The following is an 18,509-nucleotide window of genomic DNA, read 5'->3' on the forward strand; positions in this document are numbered from 1 at the left end:
GAATGCTGCCATAGTGCTTAAGAACGGCTACGTCCGCCAACCGAACGCAGAATCAGGCTTACGATAAAGATCAGAACCACAGCACCGATCAGTGAAGGGAAGACATAGTAGTCGCTGATCTTAGGTCCCCAGCTTCCCAGCAGCATGCCGCCAAGCCATGAACCGAGAATACCAGCGATAATGTTGCCGATAATTCCGCCCGGAATGTCTCTGCCCATAATCAACCCGGCCAGCCAACCAATTACGCCACCAACAATCAACATCCATAGTAAACTCATTAACCTTCAGCTCCTTTTGTGTTTGTTGTCTTCGATGGTTACTATTAACCTCATGCACAGCGTTTAAACCAAGTGTTAAATTTTGCCCGCGCACATTTATTTAGTATTCAAGTCTGTCCAAATTTATGCTGTTTAATCCCTATAAGGTGGTGGGTACATAAAGATGTTATAGTGAATTTGTCGATCACCCGCTGAGTGAGAACAGGCGTGTACAGGTTATATAAGCTTATATACTATACAACAAAGGAGCCGCTGCTATGCACCAGCCTAATGAAGTATTATTCTATATTGGAACGTACAACAGTGAGGAGAAGGAGGCCATCCTGCTCGGTGCGCTGGACAAGGAAACCGGAGAAATGAGAGTAATGGGCGGTACCCGGGGGATAGCGAATCCTTCCTATCTGGCGGTCAATGCGGCGCAGACTGTACTATATACAGTGAGCGAGCAGGATGAGGGTGAGGTTCATGCCTACGCCATTGACCCCGGCAGCAAAGCCCTGCATCCGCTGGGCAGCAGAGCCACAGGAGGCGGTGCACCCTGCTATGTCTCGGTGGCTCCGCAGGGAGATTACATAGCCGTGTCTAACTATGCAGGAGGCAATATCAATGTGTTCCCGCTGAACCCGGACGGCTCATTGCAGGAGATGTCCTCCCAGGTGAAGCATGAAGGCTCGGGAATCCGCAGCGACCGCCAGGATGCACCCCATCCGCATTCCGTGATTCCGGACAAGACGGGGGAGCATGTGCTGGTCTGTGATCTTGGTCTGGACCAGATCGTGATCTACCGCGTGGAGGACGGGAAGCTGGTCACTCACCGGGAGGTAGAGCTTCCTCCAGGCTCAGGACCGCGCCATCTGGCGCTTCATCCTTCGCGGCAATGGATCTATCTGGTCAATGAACTGAACAATACCATCACCGTGTTCGCTAATGATGAGCCTCAGGGGAATCTGAAGCTTCTGCAGAGCGTCAGCAGTCTGCCGGAGCATTATACGGCCGGAAGTGATGATACGGCTGCCGATATCCATGTCTCGCCTTGCGGGCGTTACCTCTATGTCTCCAACCGTGGACATGACAGCATCGCGCTGCTGCATATCGATAATGCGACGGGTCTGCTGGAAGCGGAGGACTGGGTGATCTCCGGGGGGCGGACACCGCGCAACTTTGCCCTGATCAGCGGCATGCTGCTCGCCGCCAACCAGAACAGCGGCAATATCGTCTCCTTCCGGATAGACAGCGAGACCGGACGGCTGATTCCTACCGGGAATGAACTGGAAGTGCCCGCACCTGTCTGCCTTGTAGCCCTGGATTAACCTGCATAAGGATTGCTGTGCAGGAACAGCAAAGCCCCCTGTCCGCCGGAATACGGCGATCAGGGGGCAATTTGGGCTGCTGATATGGAATTGAATATGGAGAATGAGTCCGGTTAATGTACACCTGTCAGCGGGTCCTCCCGCTCATAGAAGCAGATGTCATCCAGCATGATCTTGTCTTCTGTCCCTTGCAGATAAAAGGTGATATCGGTCAGACGGTCAGGATCAAGCGCCGGCTCTTCCTCAAGAAACAGTTCGAAGGGCAGCTTATACGTCTGGTAGACGGCTTCCGAGAGGTTGCCGAATTTGCCGTCGCTGATCCGCTCCTCCAGCCATGGACTGACTGTGAATTCCGTCTGCGGCAGCGGCAGGATGTCCATTACCTCGTCCAGGGGGATTCTTGCGGCGGTATCATTGCTGTCAGTCAGCTCCACCTCCACCTCCGGGGATAGCCCGGATTCCGGCAGCGGCTTGGCATCTCCATCCTCGTTAGGATCGGAGTTATGGTTCGCCAGGGAGAAGGTCAGCCCCTCCACGGCAGCAGATTCCGCAAGTGTCCGGGTCAGCGAGTCGTTAAGCCGGATGCTGTAAGCCGCCTCAGCTTCCACAGGCTCCTGATCCGCGCTGGTGCTGCGCTCCAGCAGAACACCGTAAGAGGGCTTGTTGTTCCGCTCGCGGTCCTTCGCGGCCTCTTCGCTCCACTGAAGCCCCGTAGTCGTAGAAACGGTCCCGCCCTGGACGGCACCTCGCCTGCGGTCTTCATCATAGTCCGCCACCGTGATATAGGCTCCGCTCTGGAAGCGGCTATAGTAGGCGGTATCCGGCAGCCACCCTGCACCGCTGCGGTAGTCGCGGAACAATTGCCGGTATTCGGTTCTCCCGTGCAGCGTGGTCTCCAGGAAGGCAGACACATAGACCTTGGCGATCTGCCGCTGCTCCTCCCCGTCCATGATCCGTGAGCGCTTCAGGAACAGGCCGGTCGGCAGCGTCTGGTCATATAGCCCCCAGTCTGTGTTGAACTGGCTGTGATTGGCGTCGGCAATATAGAGCGAGCTTTTGAAGCCTGGGGTATTGCCGGTGTAGGAAGAGCGCATATATTGCCGGTCCCCGTAAAAATCATGCACATCTCCGTCACGGGCACCCTGCAGCGTCAGATAGCTCACAGCGGTTAGACGGGCCTGCTTGCTGTCGATCATTTTATCCGTAGGAGCCAGTGCAATGACCGAGGTAATATGGAACTGCTGGGTGGCGTTCAGCACCGGATCACTGCCGAACCAGCGCGAGGCATCCGCAGCCATTGCTACGGCCTGTCCGCCGCGGCTGTGGCCCAGCAGCGCAACGGAGTCATAGTCAACCTTTTGGTAGAAGGGGGTGCCGGGCTGCCCGGCGAAGCTGGCGATCTGCTGCAGATGCTTCAGAATCATCCAGGTCCGCGCCTTGAAGTCGTTGTCCGGGATACCCGACCAGGCGGAATAATTCAGGAAATTCTCATCCAGGGTAACGGCGATGAAGCCCCGGCTGGCCAGTAATTCGCCAAGATAGGCATAGCCGCCCTCGGAGAAGTCCTCCATCATATGGTTGCCATGCACCATGAGCACCAGCGGATACGGCCCGTCCCCGTCCGGCATCCATACTCTGGCATTCAGCGGAAGGGAAGCGGGATCGAATCCCCAGAACAGGGTCCGCAGCGCGGGCCAGGAGGGAATATACCCGGTAGCATCCACGGAAGCGGAGACCAGCAGGGCATCCTTGCCATACTCCTTGCGCTGCAGATCCTTGCCGCTCCCATAGGTGAAGCTGCGGAAGGTGTAGTCTCCCGGCTGGGCGGGATCGGCAGCAATTACGGGAAGCGCTTGCCCGTCCGCTGCCAGTGTATTAACCGAGGGTGCAGCTTCAGGGCTGCTTCCCTTGCCATAGCCATAGGCCAGTGCGAAGGGGGACAGAAGGAGCACGGCTGCCAGCAGGCCGCCGGTGAGCATTCGCCGGGTCCGCAGCAGACCGGCCGCAAGCCCGACTAACCCGCAGGCCCAAGCTGCGATGCAGGCGATAACGGCTGCGGCGCCAAGCTCCAGATCAGCGAAATACAGGATCAGCATTACAGCCGCATAGGCGCTGAGCAAAGAGCCTGCGAACAGATGCGGAAGACGCAGTCCGGTTAAGGAGAGCAGCACAGCCAGCAGATTGCTGGCCAGCGCCATAACAAGCGTTCCCGCGCCGGCTGCCAGCATGATATCCGCAGCGCTCCCGAGGCCGGTAGGGATACCCATGACAGCTATAGTAAAAGCCAGAATACATAGAATCCAAGGACCGCTGAGCGCAGTCCTCCATAAGGCTGTATCGTACCTGTAGGTCTCCAGGATACGTCTGCCCAGTTCTCTGAGTACGCGCCTGTGCAGCCGCGGTCTCTGCGGCGCGGGGGCATACTCCAAACCTATTCCCATGATTATTTCCCCCGGTGTAAGCGGCAATAACAGACTGCGAAGCCCGGTAATCTCCCGCTCTATTTCGCTCTATAAGATGTAGCAATGATATTACTTTGGCCCAACAATAACAAGTGGGTCTTACAGGAACGGCCTCCACTTCCTGCCCCGGTTCCATAGATTGCCGCCTTTCATCCAAAGTGAAAAAAAGGTTTGACAGCACGGGAGGCGTTCAGTATTATATCTGTATAACCTACTAAATGGGTAGGAATAATCAAATAAGTTCTTACCGTACAGACGGAGGAACGCCTGCTTCAGGCTCGCAGATACGTGTCTTTAAGACCGGTTTGACTTGCCGCAAGCGGGCTTTCCTGCGTCTATTGTTTGTTACAAGACTATTATGGGGGAGTGGGCTAAGATGACACAAGGGATCAAGAAGGGGCTTCTCGCCGGGTTTGCATTGATATTGACGGCAGGGCTTACGGCTTGCGGGAACAGTAATACAGGGAACAGTGCGGGTGTCGGAACAGCCGCTCCGGCAGCAACCGAGGCGGCTGCGAATGCTGCGGCCACACCGGAAGCTACCCAGACACAGGCAAAGGAACCGGTCGAGCTGCTCAATGTATCCTATGATCCAACGCGTGAGCTGTATGAGAACTACAATAAGGCCTTCGCCGCCTACTGGGAGCAGGAGACCGGCCAGAAGGTTACAGTCAAGCAGTCGCATGGCGGATCGGGCAAACAGAGCCGGGCCGTGCTGGACGGCCTGGAGGCGGATGTCGTTACATTGGCGCTCGGGTATGACATTGATGCCCTTCAGGAAGCCGGTCTGATCGGCGCGGACTGGCAGAGTAAATATGAGCATAACAGCTCCCCCTATACCTCCACCATCGTCTTCCTGGTCCGCAAAGGCAACCCGAAAGGCATCAAGGACTGGCCGGATCTGCTGGAGGAGGGCGTGGAGGTCATTACCCCTAACCCCAAGACCTCCGGCGGTGCCCGCTGGAACTACCTGGCTGCCTGGGGCTATGCGCTGGACCACAATAATAATGATGAAGCCAAGGCCCAGGAATTCGTGCAAAAGCTGTTCAAGAATGTACCGGTCCTGGACACCGGCGCGCGCGGCTCGACCACTACCTTCGTGGAACGCGGCATCGGGGATGTGCTGATCGCTTGGGAGAATGAGGCTTATCTGTCCATCAAGGAGCTGGGTCCGGACAAATTCGAGATTGTGAATCCGTCAGAGAGTATTCTGGCAGAGCCGCCGGTTGCAGTGGTGGATAAGGTGGCCGATAAAAGAGGAACCCGCGAGGTAGCAGATGCCTATCTGAAATATCTCTACACCGAGGAAGGCCAGAAGATTGCTGCCGAGAACTATTACCGTCCCACTCTGGAGAGTGTGAAGGCACAGTTCAAGGATCAATTCCCGGAGATCAAGCTGTTCACCCTGGCGGATAAATTCGGAACCTGGAAGGAGACCCAGGCGAAGCACTTCAATGACGGAGGGATTTTCGACACAATCTACGTGCCGGGCAGCTGACCGGAAGCTGCGGGACGGAGCCAAGCAGAACAGGCAAGTGAATCTTGCAGGGCGGGGTCCCGTCAAGGTGCTGATCGGCCGCACGCCGAAGGCAGGAAAGGATGAATGGGCACATGAATGTCACTATTAAAGCTGCTCCAAGGACGGTGTCACGGCGCAAGCTGCTGCCGGGATTCGGGATTACGATGGGGTTCAGCGTCTTGTATCTCAGTCTTGTGGTCCTGCTGCCGCTGTCCGCGCTGCTCTTCAATTCAACGGGGCTGAGCTGGGCCAAGTTCTGGGATGTGGCCACGGATGCCCGTGTCCTGGCCTCCTACCGGGTCAGTCTGAGTACGGCGGGCGCTGCGGCTCTGATCAACGTTTTTCTGGGGCTACTGCTGGCCTGGGTGCTGGTACGGTATGAATTTCCCGGCAAAAGAATCTTCGACGCCCTGATCGACCTGCCGTTCGCGCTCCCAACAGCCGTGGCGGGCGTATCGCTGACCGCCCTCTATTCCCAGAACGGCTGGATCGGCTCCTTACTGACGCCGCTGGGCCTCAAGGTCGCCTTCACGCCGCTCGGCATTACGCTGGCGCTGATGTTCATCGGCATTCCCTTTGTCGTCCGCACGGTGCAGCCGGTGCTGGAGGATCTGGAGCGGGACATGGAAGAGCAGCCGCCACGCTGGGTGCAGGCCGCGGGCGCAACTTCCTGCGGATTGTCCTGCCGGAGCTGTTCCCTCCGCTGCTTACGGGCTTCGCCCTGGCGTTCGCCCGGGGCATTGGCGAATACGGCTCGGTTGTATTCATCTCCGGCAATATGCCGATGCGCACCGAGATCGCCCCGCTGCTGATCATGTCCAAGCTGGAGCAGTTCGATTACGCCGGAGCCACCGCCGTGGCCCTGATTCTGCTGCTGCTCTCCTTCCTGATGCTGCTGGTCATCAACAGCCTTCAGCACTGGGCGCGGAAGAGCTCGCGATGAGGGCGGGCGAGTTTTGTCTGGAGCGGATTCAGGATGAATATGCTAACAAAACTTAAGCGTATGCTTCCGAGGCGAGTTTTATTGCGATGTGTAGCCATGAAGTAGATAGATACTTCATAAAACTTAGGCATATGCTTCCGAAGCGAGTTTTGTCTGGAGCGGATTCAGGGTGCATATACTAACAAAACTTAAGCGTATGCTTCCGGGGCGAGTTTTATTGCGATGTGTAGCCATGAAGTAGATGCTTCATAAAACTTTAGGAGGAATAAATATGGCCGGTACGGTTCCCCTGCATGTCCCCGGGCCGCGAACGGGCGTATCATCGCCCGCGGCAACAGAGTCACCGGCGGTGAAATGGGTACTCATCTCCCTGGCCGGACTGGTCCTGCTCTGGCTGATTGCGCTGCCGCTGATCATTGTGCTGGTGGAGTCGCTGAAGCGGGGGCTGGATGTCTACTGGGCCGCATTGACCGACCCGGACGCCGCCTCGGCGCTGAAGCTGACGCTGCTGGTCGCCGCCATTACCGTTCCGCTGAATACGGTCTTTGGGGTAACGGCGGCGTGGGCGGTGACCAAGTTCCGTTTTCGCGGCAAGGGGTTTCTGGTTACGCTGATCGATCTGCCTTTTGCCGTATCCCCGGTAATTGGCGGGCTGATCTTCATTCTGGTGTTCGGCTCACACGGCTGGTTCGGCCCCTGGCTCAGCGACCATGATATCAAAATCGTCTTCGCCCTGCCGGGCATCGTGCTGGCTACGCTGTTTATCACTTTCCCGTTCGTGGCCCGCGAGCTGATCCCGCTGATGGAGGAGCAGGGCACGCAGGAGGAGGAGGCTGCAATTACGCTCGGTGCGCACGGCTGGCAGATCTTCTGGCGCGTGACGCTGCCGAATATCAAGTGGGGCCTGCTGTACGGTATTATTCTCTGTAATGCACGGGCCATGGGCGAGTTCGGCGCCGTATCCGTAGTATCCGGGCATATCCGCGGGGAGACGAATACTTTGCCGCTGCATGTCGAAATTTTGTACAACGAATATCAGTTTTCGGCATCCTTTGCCGTGGCCTCTCTGCTGCTCCTGCTGGCGCTGGTGACGATGATTGTGAAAAGCGTGCTTGTACGCAAAAATGCTCATTGACAGCTATTGGGTGCCGTGCTAAGTTAATTCATAGTATACAACGTGGTAATAACGGAATTTAGGTGAGATAACGTCCCTAACCGGGAAAGGGAGGCTTGCGAATGGCGAAACCACTGAAGGTGGATGAGGTATGGCTGGCACGGATCACGGAACTTCTCGACGATATGGAATTCGGCTCCTTGCACATTGTGGTGCATGAAGGCCAGATCGTACAGATGGAGCGCACGGAGCGCAAACGTTTCGAGAACAGCACAGCAAATGCACGTGGTAGTGGAGAGACCGGAAGCCGGCGGACCGATACCCGTTCTGGGGGACGAGGATAATGCAGAAAGACCTTCCATTGGGCAACCAATCGAAGGTCTTTTAGGGTTGACTGTCAGTAACGCGGATTGCGCCGTGAGCCGCTCAGCCCTTCAACGAGCAGAATAATAGCGGTAATGGCATGCATGACCCAGCCGACAAAAGGAATCAGGGCAACCACCGAGGTAATCACCCCTACTGCATTCCCGATAATCGGACCGCGCTCTCTCAGCAGGATGATTATGGCTACCGCATGCAGCAGAAAAGCGATCCCGAGCGGCGCCCAGGCATTAGCCACCACAAAGCTTCCCCCGATAATCGGCAGCGCCAGAAAAGCCTCATAAGCGAAAGTTCCCCATTTAAATAGTTTCCCTGTAGGAGACATAATTACTTCACCAACCTTCCACAATAGTAGTATTACGTGTCTATCCACAGTTTACCCAAGGACAAGGGTTAAGAATAACCTGCCCGCAGACAAAGGTGCTGTGGTTGTGAGTAATTGTACGCCGGAGGAGGCGGGACGTTTCATTTTTGGACAGATACATATATATTGGTATCAGTATGGCAGCGGGGTCTGCTCGCAGATTGCAGGATACAGGAGGAAGGTTATGACAAATTCAGCGCAGACGGAGATCCGGCGGGAGCTGCCCGCAGTAGCGGATTATCTGGCCCTGCGGCAGGAAGCCGGGCTTAGCCCGATGAGCATCGAGGGGGCGTCCATCGGGCTGCCTAACTCTGCTTTTGCGGTGAGTGTATACGCAGGGGATCTGCTGGTGGGAATGGGCAGGGTTATTGGGGACGGGGGCTGTTTCTTTCAGGTGACGGATATCGCCGTGAAGCCTTCCTTCCAGGGACGGGGTCTCGGAAAGAGCATCATGCGGGAGATCCGCGCGTTCCTGGACAGTGTCCCGGAGAAGGCGTATATCAGTCTTATCGCTGACGGGGAAGCGGCAAGGCTCTATGCCAAATACGGGTTCGAGCCGGTAATGCCTGCTTCCCAGGGAATGTTCCTGCGGCGATAAGCAGTGTGAATAGGTATAAGATAAATGACAGAAGAGTAGGAAAGTGAGGCAGCGGGAGAATGGATATTGTAGTGTTTGGAGCATCGGGCAGGGTTGGAAGTGCCATTGTAGAGGAAGCGTTAAAAAGAAAGCACGAGGTCACGGCTGCGGTACGCAAGCCTGAAGCCTTCGGCATTCAGCATGAGCGGCTGCAGGTGGTGGCTGCGGATCTGCTGGACCCGGCCTCGGTCACGGCGGCGGTGCGCGGGCATGAAGAGGTAATCAGTGCGTTCGGTCCGGCCGCGGGGCATGAGAATGATCTGCTGCAGGTAGCGGATTCGCTGCTGGAGGGGCTGCGTGCGGCTGGACTTGAGCGTCTGATCATTGTCGGCGGAGCGGGCAGCCTGAAGACGGAATCGGGGGAATGGCTGATGGACACCGCCGGATTCCCGGAGGACTACCGCGCGCTGGCTGCGGCTCATGCCAACGCCTATGAGATCTACAGGGGCTCAGAGCTGGATTATACGTATCTTAGTCCGCCTGCGGCTCTGGTGGACGGGCGCCGCACCGGCCAGTTCCGTATCGGCCTCGACCGGCTTATTGTAGACGAAGACGGCCGGAGCGGCATCAGCATTCAGGATTTCGCCGTGGCGGTCATCGACGAGCTGGAGGAAGGCAATTTCAGCAGAGCGAGGTTTACTGTAGGCTATTGATGGGGCCAGCTTAACTAATCGTACGTTGAGGGTTTGCCGCGCGCCCTGGTTAGGGTACATGCACGCAGAGGCGGATGCTCAGTTGCACTCTGTACAACTAAAACGTCGGATATACCGCTGGTAGTCCGTTTAGCTGTATTCCATACAATTAAACTGCCCTCTTTGCTTGGGTTCTGCCCATACGGGCAGATTTAGTTGTACAGACTGCAGTTAGAGGAGGAGAGTCTGGTTTTTAGATGTTTTTAGATGTACGGAATGCAGCTATGAGTGCAAGTTATGGATACAACCATACAACCATCGATGCAATTATCAGTGCAGGAATGAGTGCAGGAATGAGTGTAACCATCAGTGCAACTATTAGTGCATAAAATTATCATTGGAATTCATATCTCTCCTATTCGCCTAATAGAACTCCGGAAATGAATAAGAGATCTTATTCAAAAAGCAGGTTATAAGGTGATTAGAGGTATGTGGAAGAGTGGTAAAAGCCGATTAAGGTATGTAAAGGTACTTAAAGGTGCGTAAATAGTTAGGAATGTAGATTTTGGTGAGTAAAGGTAGTTAAAGGTGTGTAAAGGTGTGTAAAAGCAGGTAAAGACGGGTAGGGAGGTCCTCTTGGGTGGCGGGAGGGCTTTTTGATGTTTTAGCGGATTGCTGTTCGCAGGCCGCCATGAGTTAACCGGGCTATTTGCTTGCTGAAACGGGACTTAGTACAATCGAAGCAACTATGAAGGAGGTCTGGACCAATGGATGTGGTGACAGCGGAGGAGATGCGGGCATTCGACCGCGACACAATTGAGCGGCTGGGCATCCCGGCCATTGCACTCATGGAAAATGCCGGACGGGCCATTGCCGAGGAGGTCATCGCCCTGTGCCGCCGCCGGGCTGGTGCGGCAGATAGCGGCACGCGCTGGGGCGGAGCGGGTGTGAGTGGGGGCGGAGTGCGGAGTGATGAAGCTGGCACAGCTGGAGGTGGAGCATGGAGTAACGCAGCGGGCGGGACTGGTGGCGGAGCGGCGGGCAGCGGGTCAGGCGCGATTGGTGCTGGAGCGCGGGATGACAGAGCGGACGCGCCAAGCGGAAGCGGATGGTCAGGCAGCGGGACTGGTGGCGGAGCGGCGGGCAGCGGGTCAGGCACGGCTGGTGCTGGAGCGCGGGATGACAGAGCGGATGCGCCAAGCGGAAGCGGATGGCCAGGCAGCGGGACTGAGGCTGCGGGCTTCTCGGTCAGCGGAGATGCAGCGCTGACGCTTGCCGCTGCCGGCGGAGAGCATTGGCTCGTCCTCGCCGGCAAGGGCAACAACGGCGGCGATGGTCTCGCCGCCGCCCGGCACCTGCGTGAGGCCGGCATCGCCGTCACGCTGGTGTACGCGGCCGCGCCGGAGTCGCTGGCCGGCGAAGCCGCGCTGCAGCGTGATGCCGCTGCAGCTATGGGCATCCCTGCCGTAGTCTACGGCAAGGACGCCCTGGACCTTGCCGCATGCAGCGGCATCGTGGATGCGCTGCTCGGCACAGGCAGCGCGGGAGCCCCGCGCGGTGCCTATGCGGAGCTGATTGCCGCTGCGAACGCCAGCGGCAGAGCCATTGTGTCCGCGGACATCCCCAGCGGGCTGGATGCGGACACGGGGGAGACGCATGAGCCCTGCATTCATGCGTCAGTGACCGTCTGCCTCGCGTTCCTCAAACGCGGGCTGCTGCAGTATCCCGGCGCAGGGGCCGCCGGGCGGGTCGTGGTCCGCTCCATCGGCATTCCCGCTGCCCTTGCCCGGGAGAGCGGCGTCCCGGTCAGCCTGCTGACGCCGGAAGTACTGACGGCGCGCCTGAAGGTAAACCTGGCGCGCCGCCGTTCGCCCGAGGGCCACAAGGGCACCTACGGGCATGTCCTGCTTGCAGCAGGAAGCCTGCGCATGAGCGGCGCAGGCCTGTTGTCTGCCCGCGCTGCGCTGCGCGCAGGCTGCGGGCTGGTAACCTGGGCGCTGCCTGAGAAGCTGCTGCCCTATGTGATCGGTTCCGTACCGGAGCTAATGCTGGCCCCGGTCGCTGGAGGCGACGGGGAGTGGAACGCCGATACGGCCGCCGAGGTGCTGCGGCTGAGCACCAGCCGCGATTGTATGGCCATCGGCCCGGGTCTGGGCCGGTTCGCAGGAGACGCGGAGTGGCTCCGCAGACTGTGGGAGGAGACGGACGGTCCTATGGTTATCGATGCGGATGCGCTGAATATACTGGCAGATGCCGATTACAGGAGCTGGAGCCGCCGCCATCCGGTGATTCTGACCCCGCATCCGGGGGAGATGGCCCGTCTGGCGGGAATCTCTACGGCGGAGGTACAGCGGGACCGGATCGGATTGGCATTATCCTATGCAGCCCAGCATGGGGTAATCCTTGTGCTCAAAGGAGCCCATACCGTAATAGCAACACCTCAAGGGCAGGCCTATATCAATATCACCGGGCATCCCGGTATGGGCACCGGCGGTGCGGGGGATGTGCTGACCGGCATCATCTCCGGTCTGCTGGCCCAAGGTCTGGAAGCGGATCAGGCCGCAGCGTTCGGAGTCTATCTGCACGGGCTGGCGGGGGAACGCGCCGCCCGGAAGCGGGACCATCCTGCCGCCCTGATCGCCGGGGATATTATTGAAGCACTGTAACGGGCAGCACCGGGCTGAATTTCTCCAACTATTCCTTTAATGATTTCTATCTCTGGTGCACGGCCATACGTTGCCCGTCTGCTCTATTGGTTCGTCTGCTCTGGCAGATAACAGGTGGATTTTGTCCACCTGTTGATGAGTGGATGAGCGCTGATGGAACATTAGTTGGATAAACGACACTTCATTTAGTACATTTCGCCCCAGGCGGCGAAATGTACTTAAATTAGTTGTCGTTTTTCCACTTGCTTGCCTATAATCGGCAGGGACGGATGATTGAAGATACATTTTTCCAATTGTTTGCTGCGGACATCCTGTTGAGTACGATGTACCACAGGTTGCGCCTGAGCCGCCCCGTCAGAATAAGATCAGACAGAGCAGCGGGATGAACAGGGCGAAGAAGGGAAGCAGGATCGGGCAGCGCTCGCCCGCGATCTGGGCGATGCGGAACAGCAGCAGCACGGCGAGTCCGGTAAGGCCGGAGACGAGGGCGTCGCCGCCCTGCTCCGAGGCGAGCCACAGGCCGGCGCCATAACCGGCAACGGCGTACAGGGCCAGTGCGGGGCTGAGCGAGGTGGAACGTAACAGGCGCAGCAGCCCGTCGGCCAGGATGGCAGCCGGCAGGCCGTAGGCGTAGATGGCATAGGGTACCGATACCGGCCAGCCCACTGGAATTCCGTTCTCGTAACCATGGATCAGCAGGAACAAGGAGATGAGGATGAAGGTTAATCCGGCGGCCGACAGCTTGGTCAAAGCGTACATGCCTGCACTCAGGCGGACAGAAGGCAGATCGTAATCATTGTACTGAGTCATCGCTATACATCCTTTCAGGTGGGGGATGAAAACGGCCGGAGTGACCGGCTGGAGCCTGGACATGGATCGGTCTGTAACCATGTCTCCGCCGTTAAAATGAATACAGGTGCCGGTTACATAAGAAGCATTGCCGCTGGCCAGCCAGACATAGGCTTCTGCCCGTTCGTAGGGCTGAGCTGAGCGCTTGAACGGAGTCGCTGTACCGGAGTTGCTGTATCGGAGTCTCTATACCATAGACACGGACCTCCTCCGCAGAAAAGCAGGTCGGCCTTTGCGGCGTTCAAACCGGACAGGGAGCTACGCTGTTGACACGGTTGCTGCTCTTCCTCGCCTGCTCAGCTCTTCCGTATATGGGTATGCATGCGCCCAGAAAAGCGTGCGGCGTGAATTGGAGTCATAAATATAGAAATGGGGAGAATGAATGATATATCGGGCAATGGTCGGGGACGATTACGAAGCTGCTTATCAGTTATGGGAGAATACGGACGGAATGGGCCTCAGTGAAGCCGACTCGCGCGGCAATATTATCCGTTATCTGGAGCGGAATCCGGGCATCAGCCAGGTCTGCGTGAGGGAGGACGGCACCCTGTTGGGAACAGCAATGTGCGGACATGACGGGCGCAGAGGTTATATGTATCATGTAGCTGTCCACAGCAGCAGCCGGGGAAGCGGTGTTGGCCGTGAGCTGGTGGCGCGCTGTCTTGCGGGACTGCGGGAAGCGGGCATCACGAAATGCCATCTTATGGTGATCGGGGATAACGCGCCAGGCCGCATCTTCTGGACCCGTATCGGCTGGCAGGAGCGGGACGGGCTGGTGCTTTTCTCGAAAATATAAGAATTTCCACCTGCAGAGCAGCGAATAGGTCACAATTCATGTAATAGTGTAGCTTTGGGGCGGACGCAGTATAATATATAGGAGCTGTACAATGAAAGGATGAACACATTCGCTGTACATTGCCGAATTCAGATAGCGGGAGACCAGGACGATGAGATTTAAAGATGTATTCTCAATTATAGGTCCGGCCATGGTCGGGCCTTCCAGTTCGCATACAGCGGGAGCGGCGCGGATCGGGCGGGCGGCCAGGCAGGTGCTTGGTGAGCTGCCGGGAGAGGCCGAGGTTACGTTCTTCGGTTCTTTTGCCGCGACTTATCAGGGTCATGGGACAGACCGGGCGATCGCCGGAGGGCTGCTTGACTTCGCCACGGACGACCACAGGCTGCCGGATTCCATTGAGCTTGCAGCCGAAGCCGGGATGAGCCTCTCCTTCGGTCAGGGAACGGGGTTGTTTCCCCATCCCAATACGGTCCGTCTGCGCCTTGTAGGCAGGGAGAGCGGGACGGAGATGACCCTGACCGGCACCTCCATCGGCGGCGGCAATATTGAGATTGTGGATATTGACGGCTTCAGTGTGAAGCTTACCGGCATGTACCCGACAGTGCTGATTCAGCATATGGATTATCTGGGTGTGCTGGCCAGTGTAACGGAGGTCATGCGGGAGGGCCAGTTCAATATCGGGCATATGTCACTGGACCGAAAGAACCGCAGCGGCGCGGCCCTGACAGTACTTGAGCTGGATGAGGCAGCCACGGCAGAGCTGCTGGAGAAGCTGCGGGCGCTTCCGGCAGTCAAGAGCGTCAAGGTAGTGGATCTGAACGACAATGCACAAGAACAGACACAGAAGGGGAAGGACATCACAACATGAATTTTCAAACACTCAGCCAGCTGGCTGTACTATGCGGGGAGCGGGAGCTTGGGATCGGCGCCCTGATGCTTGAGGAGCAGAGTGCCGAATCCGGCCGTTCCAAAGAGCAGGAATTCGCCACCATGCGCGAGTATTACGGGGTGATGAAGGAAGCGGTGCAGCGCGGTATGACCGAAGACACCACCTCACGCAGCGGCCTGACAGGTCTGGATGCCCAGCGGGTGGCCGCCTATAATGCAGCGGATGAGCCTTGTCTCGGGGGACCGGCAGGCCAGGCGATGGCCTATGCCCTTGCCGTCTCTGAAGTGAACGCCTCTATGGGCCGGATTATTGCCACACCGACTGCCGGCTCCTGCGGGATTATCCCCGGTGTGTTCCTGAGCTGTCAGGAGCGCTTCGGCTGGGACGATGACTATATGGTCTCCGGTTTGTTCGCGGCTGGAGCGATAGGGTATGTGATTGCCAATAATTCTTTTGTATCGGGTGCGGAAGGCGGCTGTCAGGCCGAGGTAGGTTCAGCGATCGGCATGGCGGCCGGAGCCTTGACCGAGATGCGCGGCGGGACTCCGGCACAGGCGGTACATGCGGTAGGTCTCGCGCTCAAAAATACACTCGGGCTGATCTGTGATCCGGTCGGCGGACTCGTGGAGATTCCATGCATTGTCCGCAACGGCTTCGGTGCCGTTACGGCGCTTGCTGCGGCGGATATGGCCCTGGCCGGTGTCCGCAGCGTGATTCCGTCCGATGAAGTGATTAAGGTGATGCTGGAGGTCGGCTCCGCGATGCCCGAGAAGCACCGGGAGACGGCAGGGGGCGGGCTGGCCCAGACCCCGACCGGCCGCCGGATTATGAAGGATCTGCGGAACCCGAAATAACTGCCCGGTCACAGGCGCTCCGCCGTCTGCGGTTGATCAGAGCATACGGAAGCGTTCCAGCTGCTCCCATAAGCCCTCCTGGCGGAGAATCTCCGCCTGCTTCGGGCCCATAAGGTCGAAGTGGGGGAACGGCTGGCGGTTATGAATATACCGCGCCGGGAGACCGTGCTTCCTGCACCACTCCCGCAGGCGGGGCAGATCACTGCACCCTACCTTGGTAACAGTCGTGATCTCAGGGTAGCGTGCATCGATCCAGTAATGGGTCAGGAAGGCAATCTCCCCTGCGGAGACGGCCTGCTTCCAGCGGGTTAATTCTGCCCGGTTGATTCCAAAAGCCATGGCTGTTCATCCTTATCTGTAAGAGTAAGTAGACTATATATAACGCAAATATTACCGGAAAGGAGAGTGTATTATGAACGGACAAATTAGAGCGGATATTCGCCCCGGCATTCAGGTAGACATCGTGCTGAAGCAGGACCAGGCCAGCGGCAAGCTCACGCACGGCACAGTGAAAGACATCCTGACCAACTCGCCCCGCCATCCGCACGGGATCAAGGTGCGGCTGGCGGACGGCCAAGTGGGACGGGTCAAGAATATCACCGGCTCATGAATTGCTCCACCAACTGGTCGGCCTTCGTCTGATTGCATAAATTGCAGGCGCAGACGCAGTTATCCGGCGTAGTATGCCCGCCCTTGGCGCGGGGAAGCAGATGATCAATCGTATCGCCGTACTGCCCGCAGAAATAACAGGTGTAGTTGTCCCTCGTCAGAATATAGGCGCGGAAGTCCTTGTTGCTGTATAAGCGGCGGATCGTCCGCCGGTTCACAACGATGGCCGCATGCTCCTTGACCAGCGTCACCGCAAGCTCGAGGTCGATCTCCTGATGCCAGCGGCGGCCCTTGTCGCTGTGCCCGCGCATGAGAATCATGCCCTTGGCTGAAGGAATCAGGGCAGAGGCATCCTGCGGATCGGGCTTCGGCCCGCGCTGCTGCGGAAGGCTGCGCCCGGTCTCGGCGGTATGCCGGGGCCGCGTCTTCCCCTTGAGGCCAGCCGCTCCCGCGCTGCCTCTGGCGTCCCGGGCATGTTCCGGCCGGGACGCCGGACGGGGCTGGGACGCGGGCGGCTTGGCCTTAAGCGGCGCCGCTGCCCCGGAGATTGAGACCGGCCCCTTGTCCCGCTTGAGGGGGCTGGCCGGTCCGGCCTGGCGCTCCGGCAGGGCAGGCGCTGCGCTTGCCCGCACCGGCGGCAAGGAAGCCTCGGCCTCGCGGAGCTTGCGGCATTCCCGGCAGGCTCCGCGCCGGGATACGCCCTTGGCGCGCTTGCCTGTGCGCCTGCGGAATTCAGAGAGCGGCTTAAGCTGATGGCAGTACGCGCATTTTTTGGTTGGAGGTAGAGTTGTCATCTCAGTCATAAGTGTACTTGGCAGAAGCAGCGCTTCAGCCGCAACTGTCCATTCCCTTCTGTATTGTGAATGATAAGTGCATATCCTGGCATCTGTCGGCTTAATTTGAGTAGTTGTCCTAATGGATACTAGTATAGCGTAAACCGGAGTCATTCACACAGCAGGCACACCCTCCCCTGCAAATTTTTCGGGAAAGTGCCAGGGAACTGCTCTATTCAGACCGTTACGCGGCTGCCTGCGGTTCAAAAATATTTTATGCTGGACGGCCGTGCCGAAAGAAGTTAGAATGTCTGTGAACATAAAAGGGCTTTCATTGAGCTGCGGGAGTGAACCGGAAATGACCACGATATACGATATTGCCAAAAGGACCGGCTACTCACCAACCACAGTGTCCAAGGCGTTCAATAACTATTCCGATGTGCGGGAGAAGACGCGTGAGGAGATTCTGCGTACCGCCCGGGAGATGGGGTATCTTCCCAATGCGCATGCACGTACACTGACGACCAAGAAATCCTGGACCATCGGTGTGCTGTTTGTGGAGAATACGGGGGCGGGGATCCGCCATCCTTTTTTCAGCGCAGTAATTGAGAGCTTCAAGCAGGTTGCCGTAGCCAAGGGCTACGCCCTGATGTTCATCTCGAAGGATGTCGGCGGCAAGCAAAGCGGCTATCTGGAGAACTGCCGGATTCGCGGAGTCGATGGGGTTGTAGTGTTCCTCTCGGATTATGATGACCCGTATTTCCGGGAGCTGCTGGAGAGTGATATTCCGACTGTGGTGCTTGATTTCGAGACGGAGCTGTCACATACAGTCTGCTCGGATAACATGACGGGTGCACTGCTGGCCGTGGAGTATCTGGCCGGTCTCGGACACCGCCGGATCGCCCACATCTCTGGAGGCGGGAATACCTATCCGGGACAACAGCGTGAGCTGGGGTACAGAACAGCGATGGAGCAGCAGGGACTGGAGGTACCAGACGAATATGTGGCCGCAGGAGCTTTCTACTCACTGGAGAACGGCTATGCTGCAATGAAGCGTCTGCTTGCGCTGCCGCAGCGGCCGACGGCTGTATTTGCTTCGGGTGACTTGCTTGCCCTGGGTGCGGTGATGGCGGCTAAGGATCAGGGGCTTGCGGTGCCGGAGGATGTTTCGGTGATGGGCTATGACGATATTGACCTGGCCGGATACGTTACGCCTGCGCTAACCACTGTACGCCAGAACACCGGACTGCTGGGAACCCGTGCGGCGGAGCTGCTTCTGGCATCCATGAACGGCCCGGGTACGGCACAGGAAGCACTGGTGCTGCCTGTGGAGATTATTGTAAGGGATTCCTGCGCACCGCCGGGCCGGTGATGAAGATGCGTTCATCCGGGATCTCTTTTTTTTCGGTAAAATCGAAACCGGTTTCGATTTC

19 protein-coding genes and 1 pseudogene are annotated in these 18,509 nt (G+C 57.8%); 14 read left to right on the plus strand and 6 right to left on the minus strand.

The genetic code is table 11. The annotated features are described in order from the left end of the window. Positions 1–17 precede the first annotated feature (17 nt). Complete coding sequence (locus MHH28_RS24860; protein WP_036732764.1) at positions 18–278, minus strand: GlsB/YeaQ/YmgE family stress response membrane protein; 261 nt, start codon at positions 276–278, stop codon at positions 18–20. Positions 279–535: 257 nt separating this feature from the next. Here MHH28_RS24860 and MHH28_RS24865 point away from each other — a divergent pair, with 257 nt between their 5' ends. Next, positions 536–1,588 (plus strand): lactonase family protein, encoded by a 1,053-nt coding sequence (locus tag MHH28_RS24865; RefSeq protein ID WP_405106475.1) that lies wholly within the window; start codon positions 536–538, stop codon positions 1,586–1,588. Between the two features lie 113 nt (positions 1,589–1,701). Here the strand turns inward: MHH28_RS24865 and MHH28_RS24870 are convergent, their stop codons facing one another. Next, positions 1,702–4,029 (minus strand): chlorophyllase/cutinase-like alpha/beta fold protein, encoded by a 2,328-nt coding sequence (locus MHH28_RS24870; protein WP_405106477.1) that lies wholly within the window; start codon positions 4,027–4,029, stop codon positions 1,702–1,704. Positions 4,030–4,426: 397 nt separating this feature from the next. Here MHH28_RS24870 and MHH28_RS24875 point away from each other — a divergent pair, with 397 nt between their 5' ends. The 4 genes and pseudogenes from MHH28_RS24875 to MHH28_RS24890 all read left to right on the plus strand — a co-directional run bounded on the left by MHH28_RS24875 (position 4,427) and on the right by MHH28_RS24890 (position 7,970). After that, positions 4,427–5,548 (plus strand): sulfate ABC transporter substrate-binding protein, encoded by a 1,122-nt coding sequence (locus MHH28_RS24875; protein ID WP_405106479.1) that lies wholly within the window; start codon positions 4,427–4,429, stop codon positions 5,546–5,548. A gap of 113 nt (positions 5,549–5,661) precedes the next feature. Beyond that, a pseudogene (gene cysT, locus MHH28_RS24880) lies at positions 5,662–6,512 on the plus strand (sulfate ABC transporter permease subunit CysT). A 271-nt stretch (positions 6,513–6,783) separates the two neighbouring features. Beyond that, positions 6,784–7,647 carry a sulfate ABC transporter permease subunit CysW gene (gene cysW / locus MHH28_RS24885; RefSeq protein WP_405106481.1) on the plus strand — a complete coding sequence of 288 codons (864 nt, stop codon included), beginning with the start codon at positions 6,784–6,786 and terminating at the stop codon, positions 7,645–7,647. Between the two features lie 101 nt (positions 7,648–7,748). After that, complete coding sequence (locus MHH28_RS24890) at positions 7,749–7,970, plus strand: YezD family protein (RefSeq protein ID WP_405106483.1); 222 nt, start codon at positions 7,749–7,751, stop codon at positions 7,968–7,970. Positions 7,971–8,023: 53 nt separating this feature from the next. On the opposite strand, the gene MHH28_RS24895 is transcribed toward MHH28_RS24890, so the two are convergent. Then, the gene (locus MHH28_RS24895) at positions 8,024–8,332 is read right to left on the minus strand and encodes a hypothetical protein (RefSeq protein WP_405106485.1); all 309 of its coding nucleotides are present in this window, start codon (positions 8,330–8,332) and stop codon (positions 8,024–8,026) included. A gap of 223 nt (positions 8,333–8,555) precedes the next feature. On the opposite strand from MHH28_RS24895, the gene MHH28_RS24900 reads away from it, so the two are divergent. The 4 genes from MHH28_RS24900 (at position 8,556) to MHH28_RS24915 (ending at position 12,306) form a co-directional block, all read left to right on the plus strand. After that, entirely contained in the window at positions 8,556–8,969 is a 414-nt protein-coding gene (locus MHH28_RS24900; RefSeq protein ID WP_405106487.1) for a GNAT family N-acetyltransferase, read from the plus strand. Between the two features lie 59 nt (positions 8,970–9,028). Continuing rightward, positions 9,029–9,661, plus strand: coding sequence for an NAD(P)-dependent oxidoreductase (locus MHH28_RS24905; protein WP_405106489.1), 633 nt, complete (start codon positions 9,029–9,031; stop codon positions 9,659–9,661). Between the two features lie 236 nt (positions 9,662–9,897). After that, the gene (locus MHH28_RS24910) at positions 9,898–10,029 is read left to right on the plus strand and encodes a hypothetical protein (protein WP_405106491.1); all 132 of its coding nucleotides are present in this window, start codon (positions 9,898–9,900) and stop codon (positions 10,027–10,029) included. Between the two features lie 378 nt (positions 10,030–10,407). Next, positions 10,408–12,306, plus strand: a complete 1,899-nt coding sequence (locus MHH28_RS24915; RefSeq protein WP_405106493.1) for an NAD(P)H-hydrate dehydratase — start codon at positions 10,408–10,410, stop codon at positions 12,304–12,306. 354 nt (positions 12,307–12,660) lie between these two features. On the opposite strand, the gene MHH28_RS24920 is transcribed toward MHH28_RS24915, so the two are convergent. Then, positions 12,661–13,116 (minus strand): hypothetical protein, encoded by a 456-nt coding sequence (locus MHH28_RS24920; RefSeq protein WP_405106495.1) that lies wholly within the window; start codon positions 13,114–13,116, stop codon positions 12,661–12,663. Positions 13,117–13,537: 421 nt separating this feature from the next. On the opposite strand from MHH28_RS24920, the gene MHH28_RS24925 reads away from it, so the two are divergent. The 3 genes from MHH28_RS24925 (at position 13,538) to sdaAA (ending at position 15,694) form a co-directional block, all read left to right on the plus strand. Beyond that, on the plus strand, positions 13,538–13,951 hold the full coding sequence (locus MHH28_RS24925) for a GNAT family N-acetyltransferase (protein WP_405106497.1): 414 nt from the start codon (positions 13,538–13,540) through the stop codon (positions 13,949–13,951). A 151-nt stretch (positions 13,952–14,102) separates the two neighbouring features. Beyond that, positions 14,103–14,819 (plus strand): L-serine ammonia-lyase, iron-sulfur-dependent subunit beta, encoded by a 717-nt coding sequence (gene sdaAB / locus MHH28_RS24930; protein ID WP_405106499.1) that lies wholly within the window; start codon positions 14,103–14,105, stop codon positions 14,817–14,819. Beyond that, on the plus strand, positions 14,816–15,694 hold the full coding sequence (gene sdaAA / locus MHH28_RS24935) for an L-serine ammonia-lyase, iron-sulfur-dependent, subunit alpha (protein WP_036702096.1): 879 nt from the start codon (positions 14,816–14,818) through the stop codon (positions 15,692–15,694). The genes sdaAB and sdaAA overlap by 4 nt, the downstream gene beginning before the upstream one ends. Before the next feature lie 36 nt (positions 15,695–15,730). On the opposite strand, the gene MHH28_RS24940 is transcribed toward sdaAA, so the two are convergent. After that, complete coding sequence (locus tag MHH28_RS24940; protein ID WP_341182846.1) at positions 15,731–16,033, minus strand: hypothetical protein; 303 nt, start codon at positions 16,031–16,033, stop codon at positions 15,731–15,733. 73 nt (positions 16,034–16,106) lie between these two features. On the opposite strand from MHH28_RS24940, the gene MHH28_RS24945 reads away from it, so the two are divergent. Continuing rightward, on the plus strand, positions 16,107–16,304 hold the full coding sequence (locus MHH28_RS24945; protein WP_405106502.1) for a YwbE family protein: 198 nt from the start codon (positions 16,107–16,109) through the stop codon (positions 16,302–16,304). Here the strand turns inward: MHH28_RS24945 and MHH28_RS24950 are convergent. Further along, the gene (locus MHH28_RS24950) at positions 16,291–17,106 is read right to left on the minus strand and encodes an HNH endonuclease (RefSeq protein ID WP_405106504.1); all 816 of its coding nucleotides are present in this window, start codon (positions 17,104–17,106) and stop codon (positions 16,291–16,293) included. The genes MHH28_RS24945 and MHH28_RS24950 overlap by 14 nt on opposite strands. A gap of 328 nt (positions 17,107–17,434) precedes the next feature. Here MHH28_RS24950 and MHH28_RS24955 point away from each other — a divergent pair, with 328 nt between their 5' ends. Further along, complete coding sequence (locus MHH28_RS24955; RefSeq protein WP_405106506.1) at positions 17,435–18,448, plus strand: LacI family DNA-binding transcriptional regulator; 1,014 nt, start codon at positions 17,435–17,437, stop codon at positions 18,446–18,448. The last annotated feature ends 61 nt before the right edge of the window (positions 18,449–18,509 follow it).

Origin of the sequence: Paenibacillus sp. FSL K6-1217 (genome assembly GCF_045040735.1) — a bacterium.
Taxonomy (GTDB): Bacteria; Bacillota; Bacilli; order Paenibacillales; family Paenibacillaceae; genus Paenibacillus_AQ.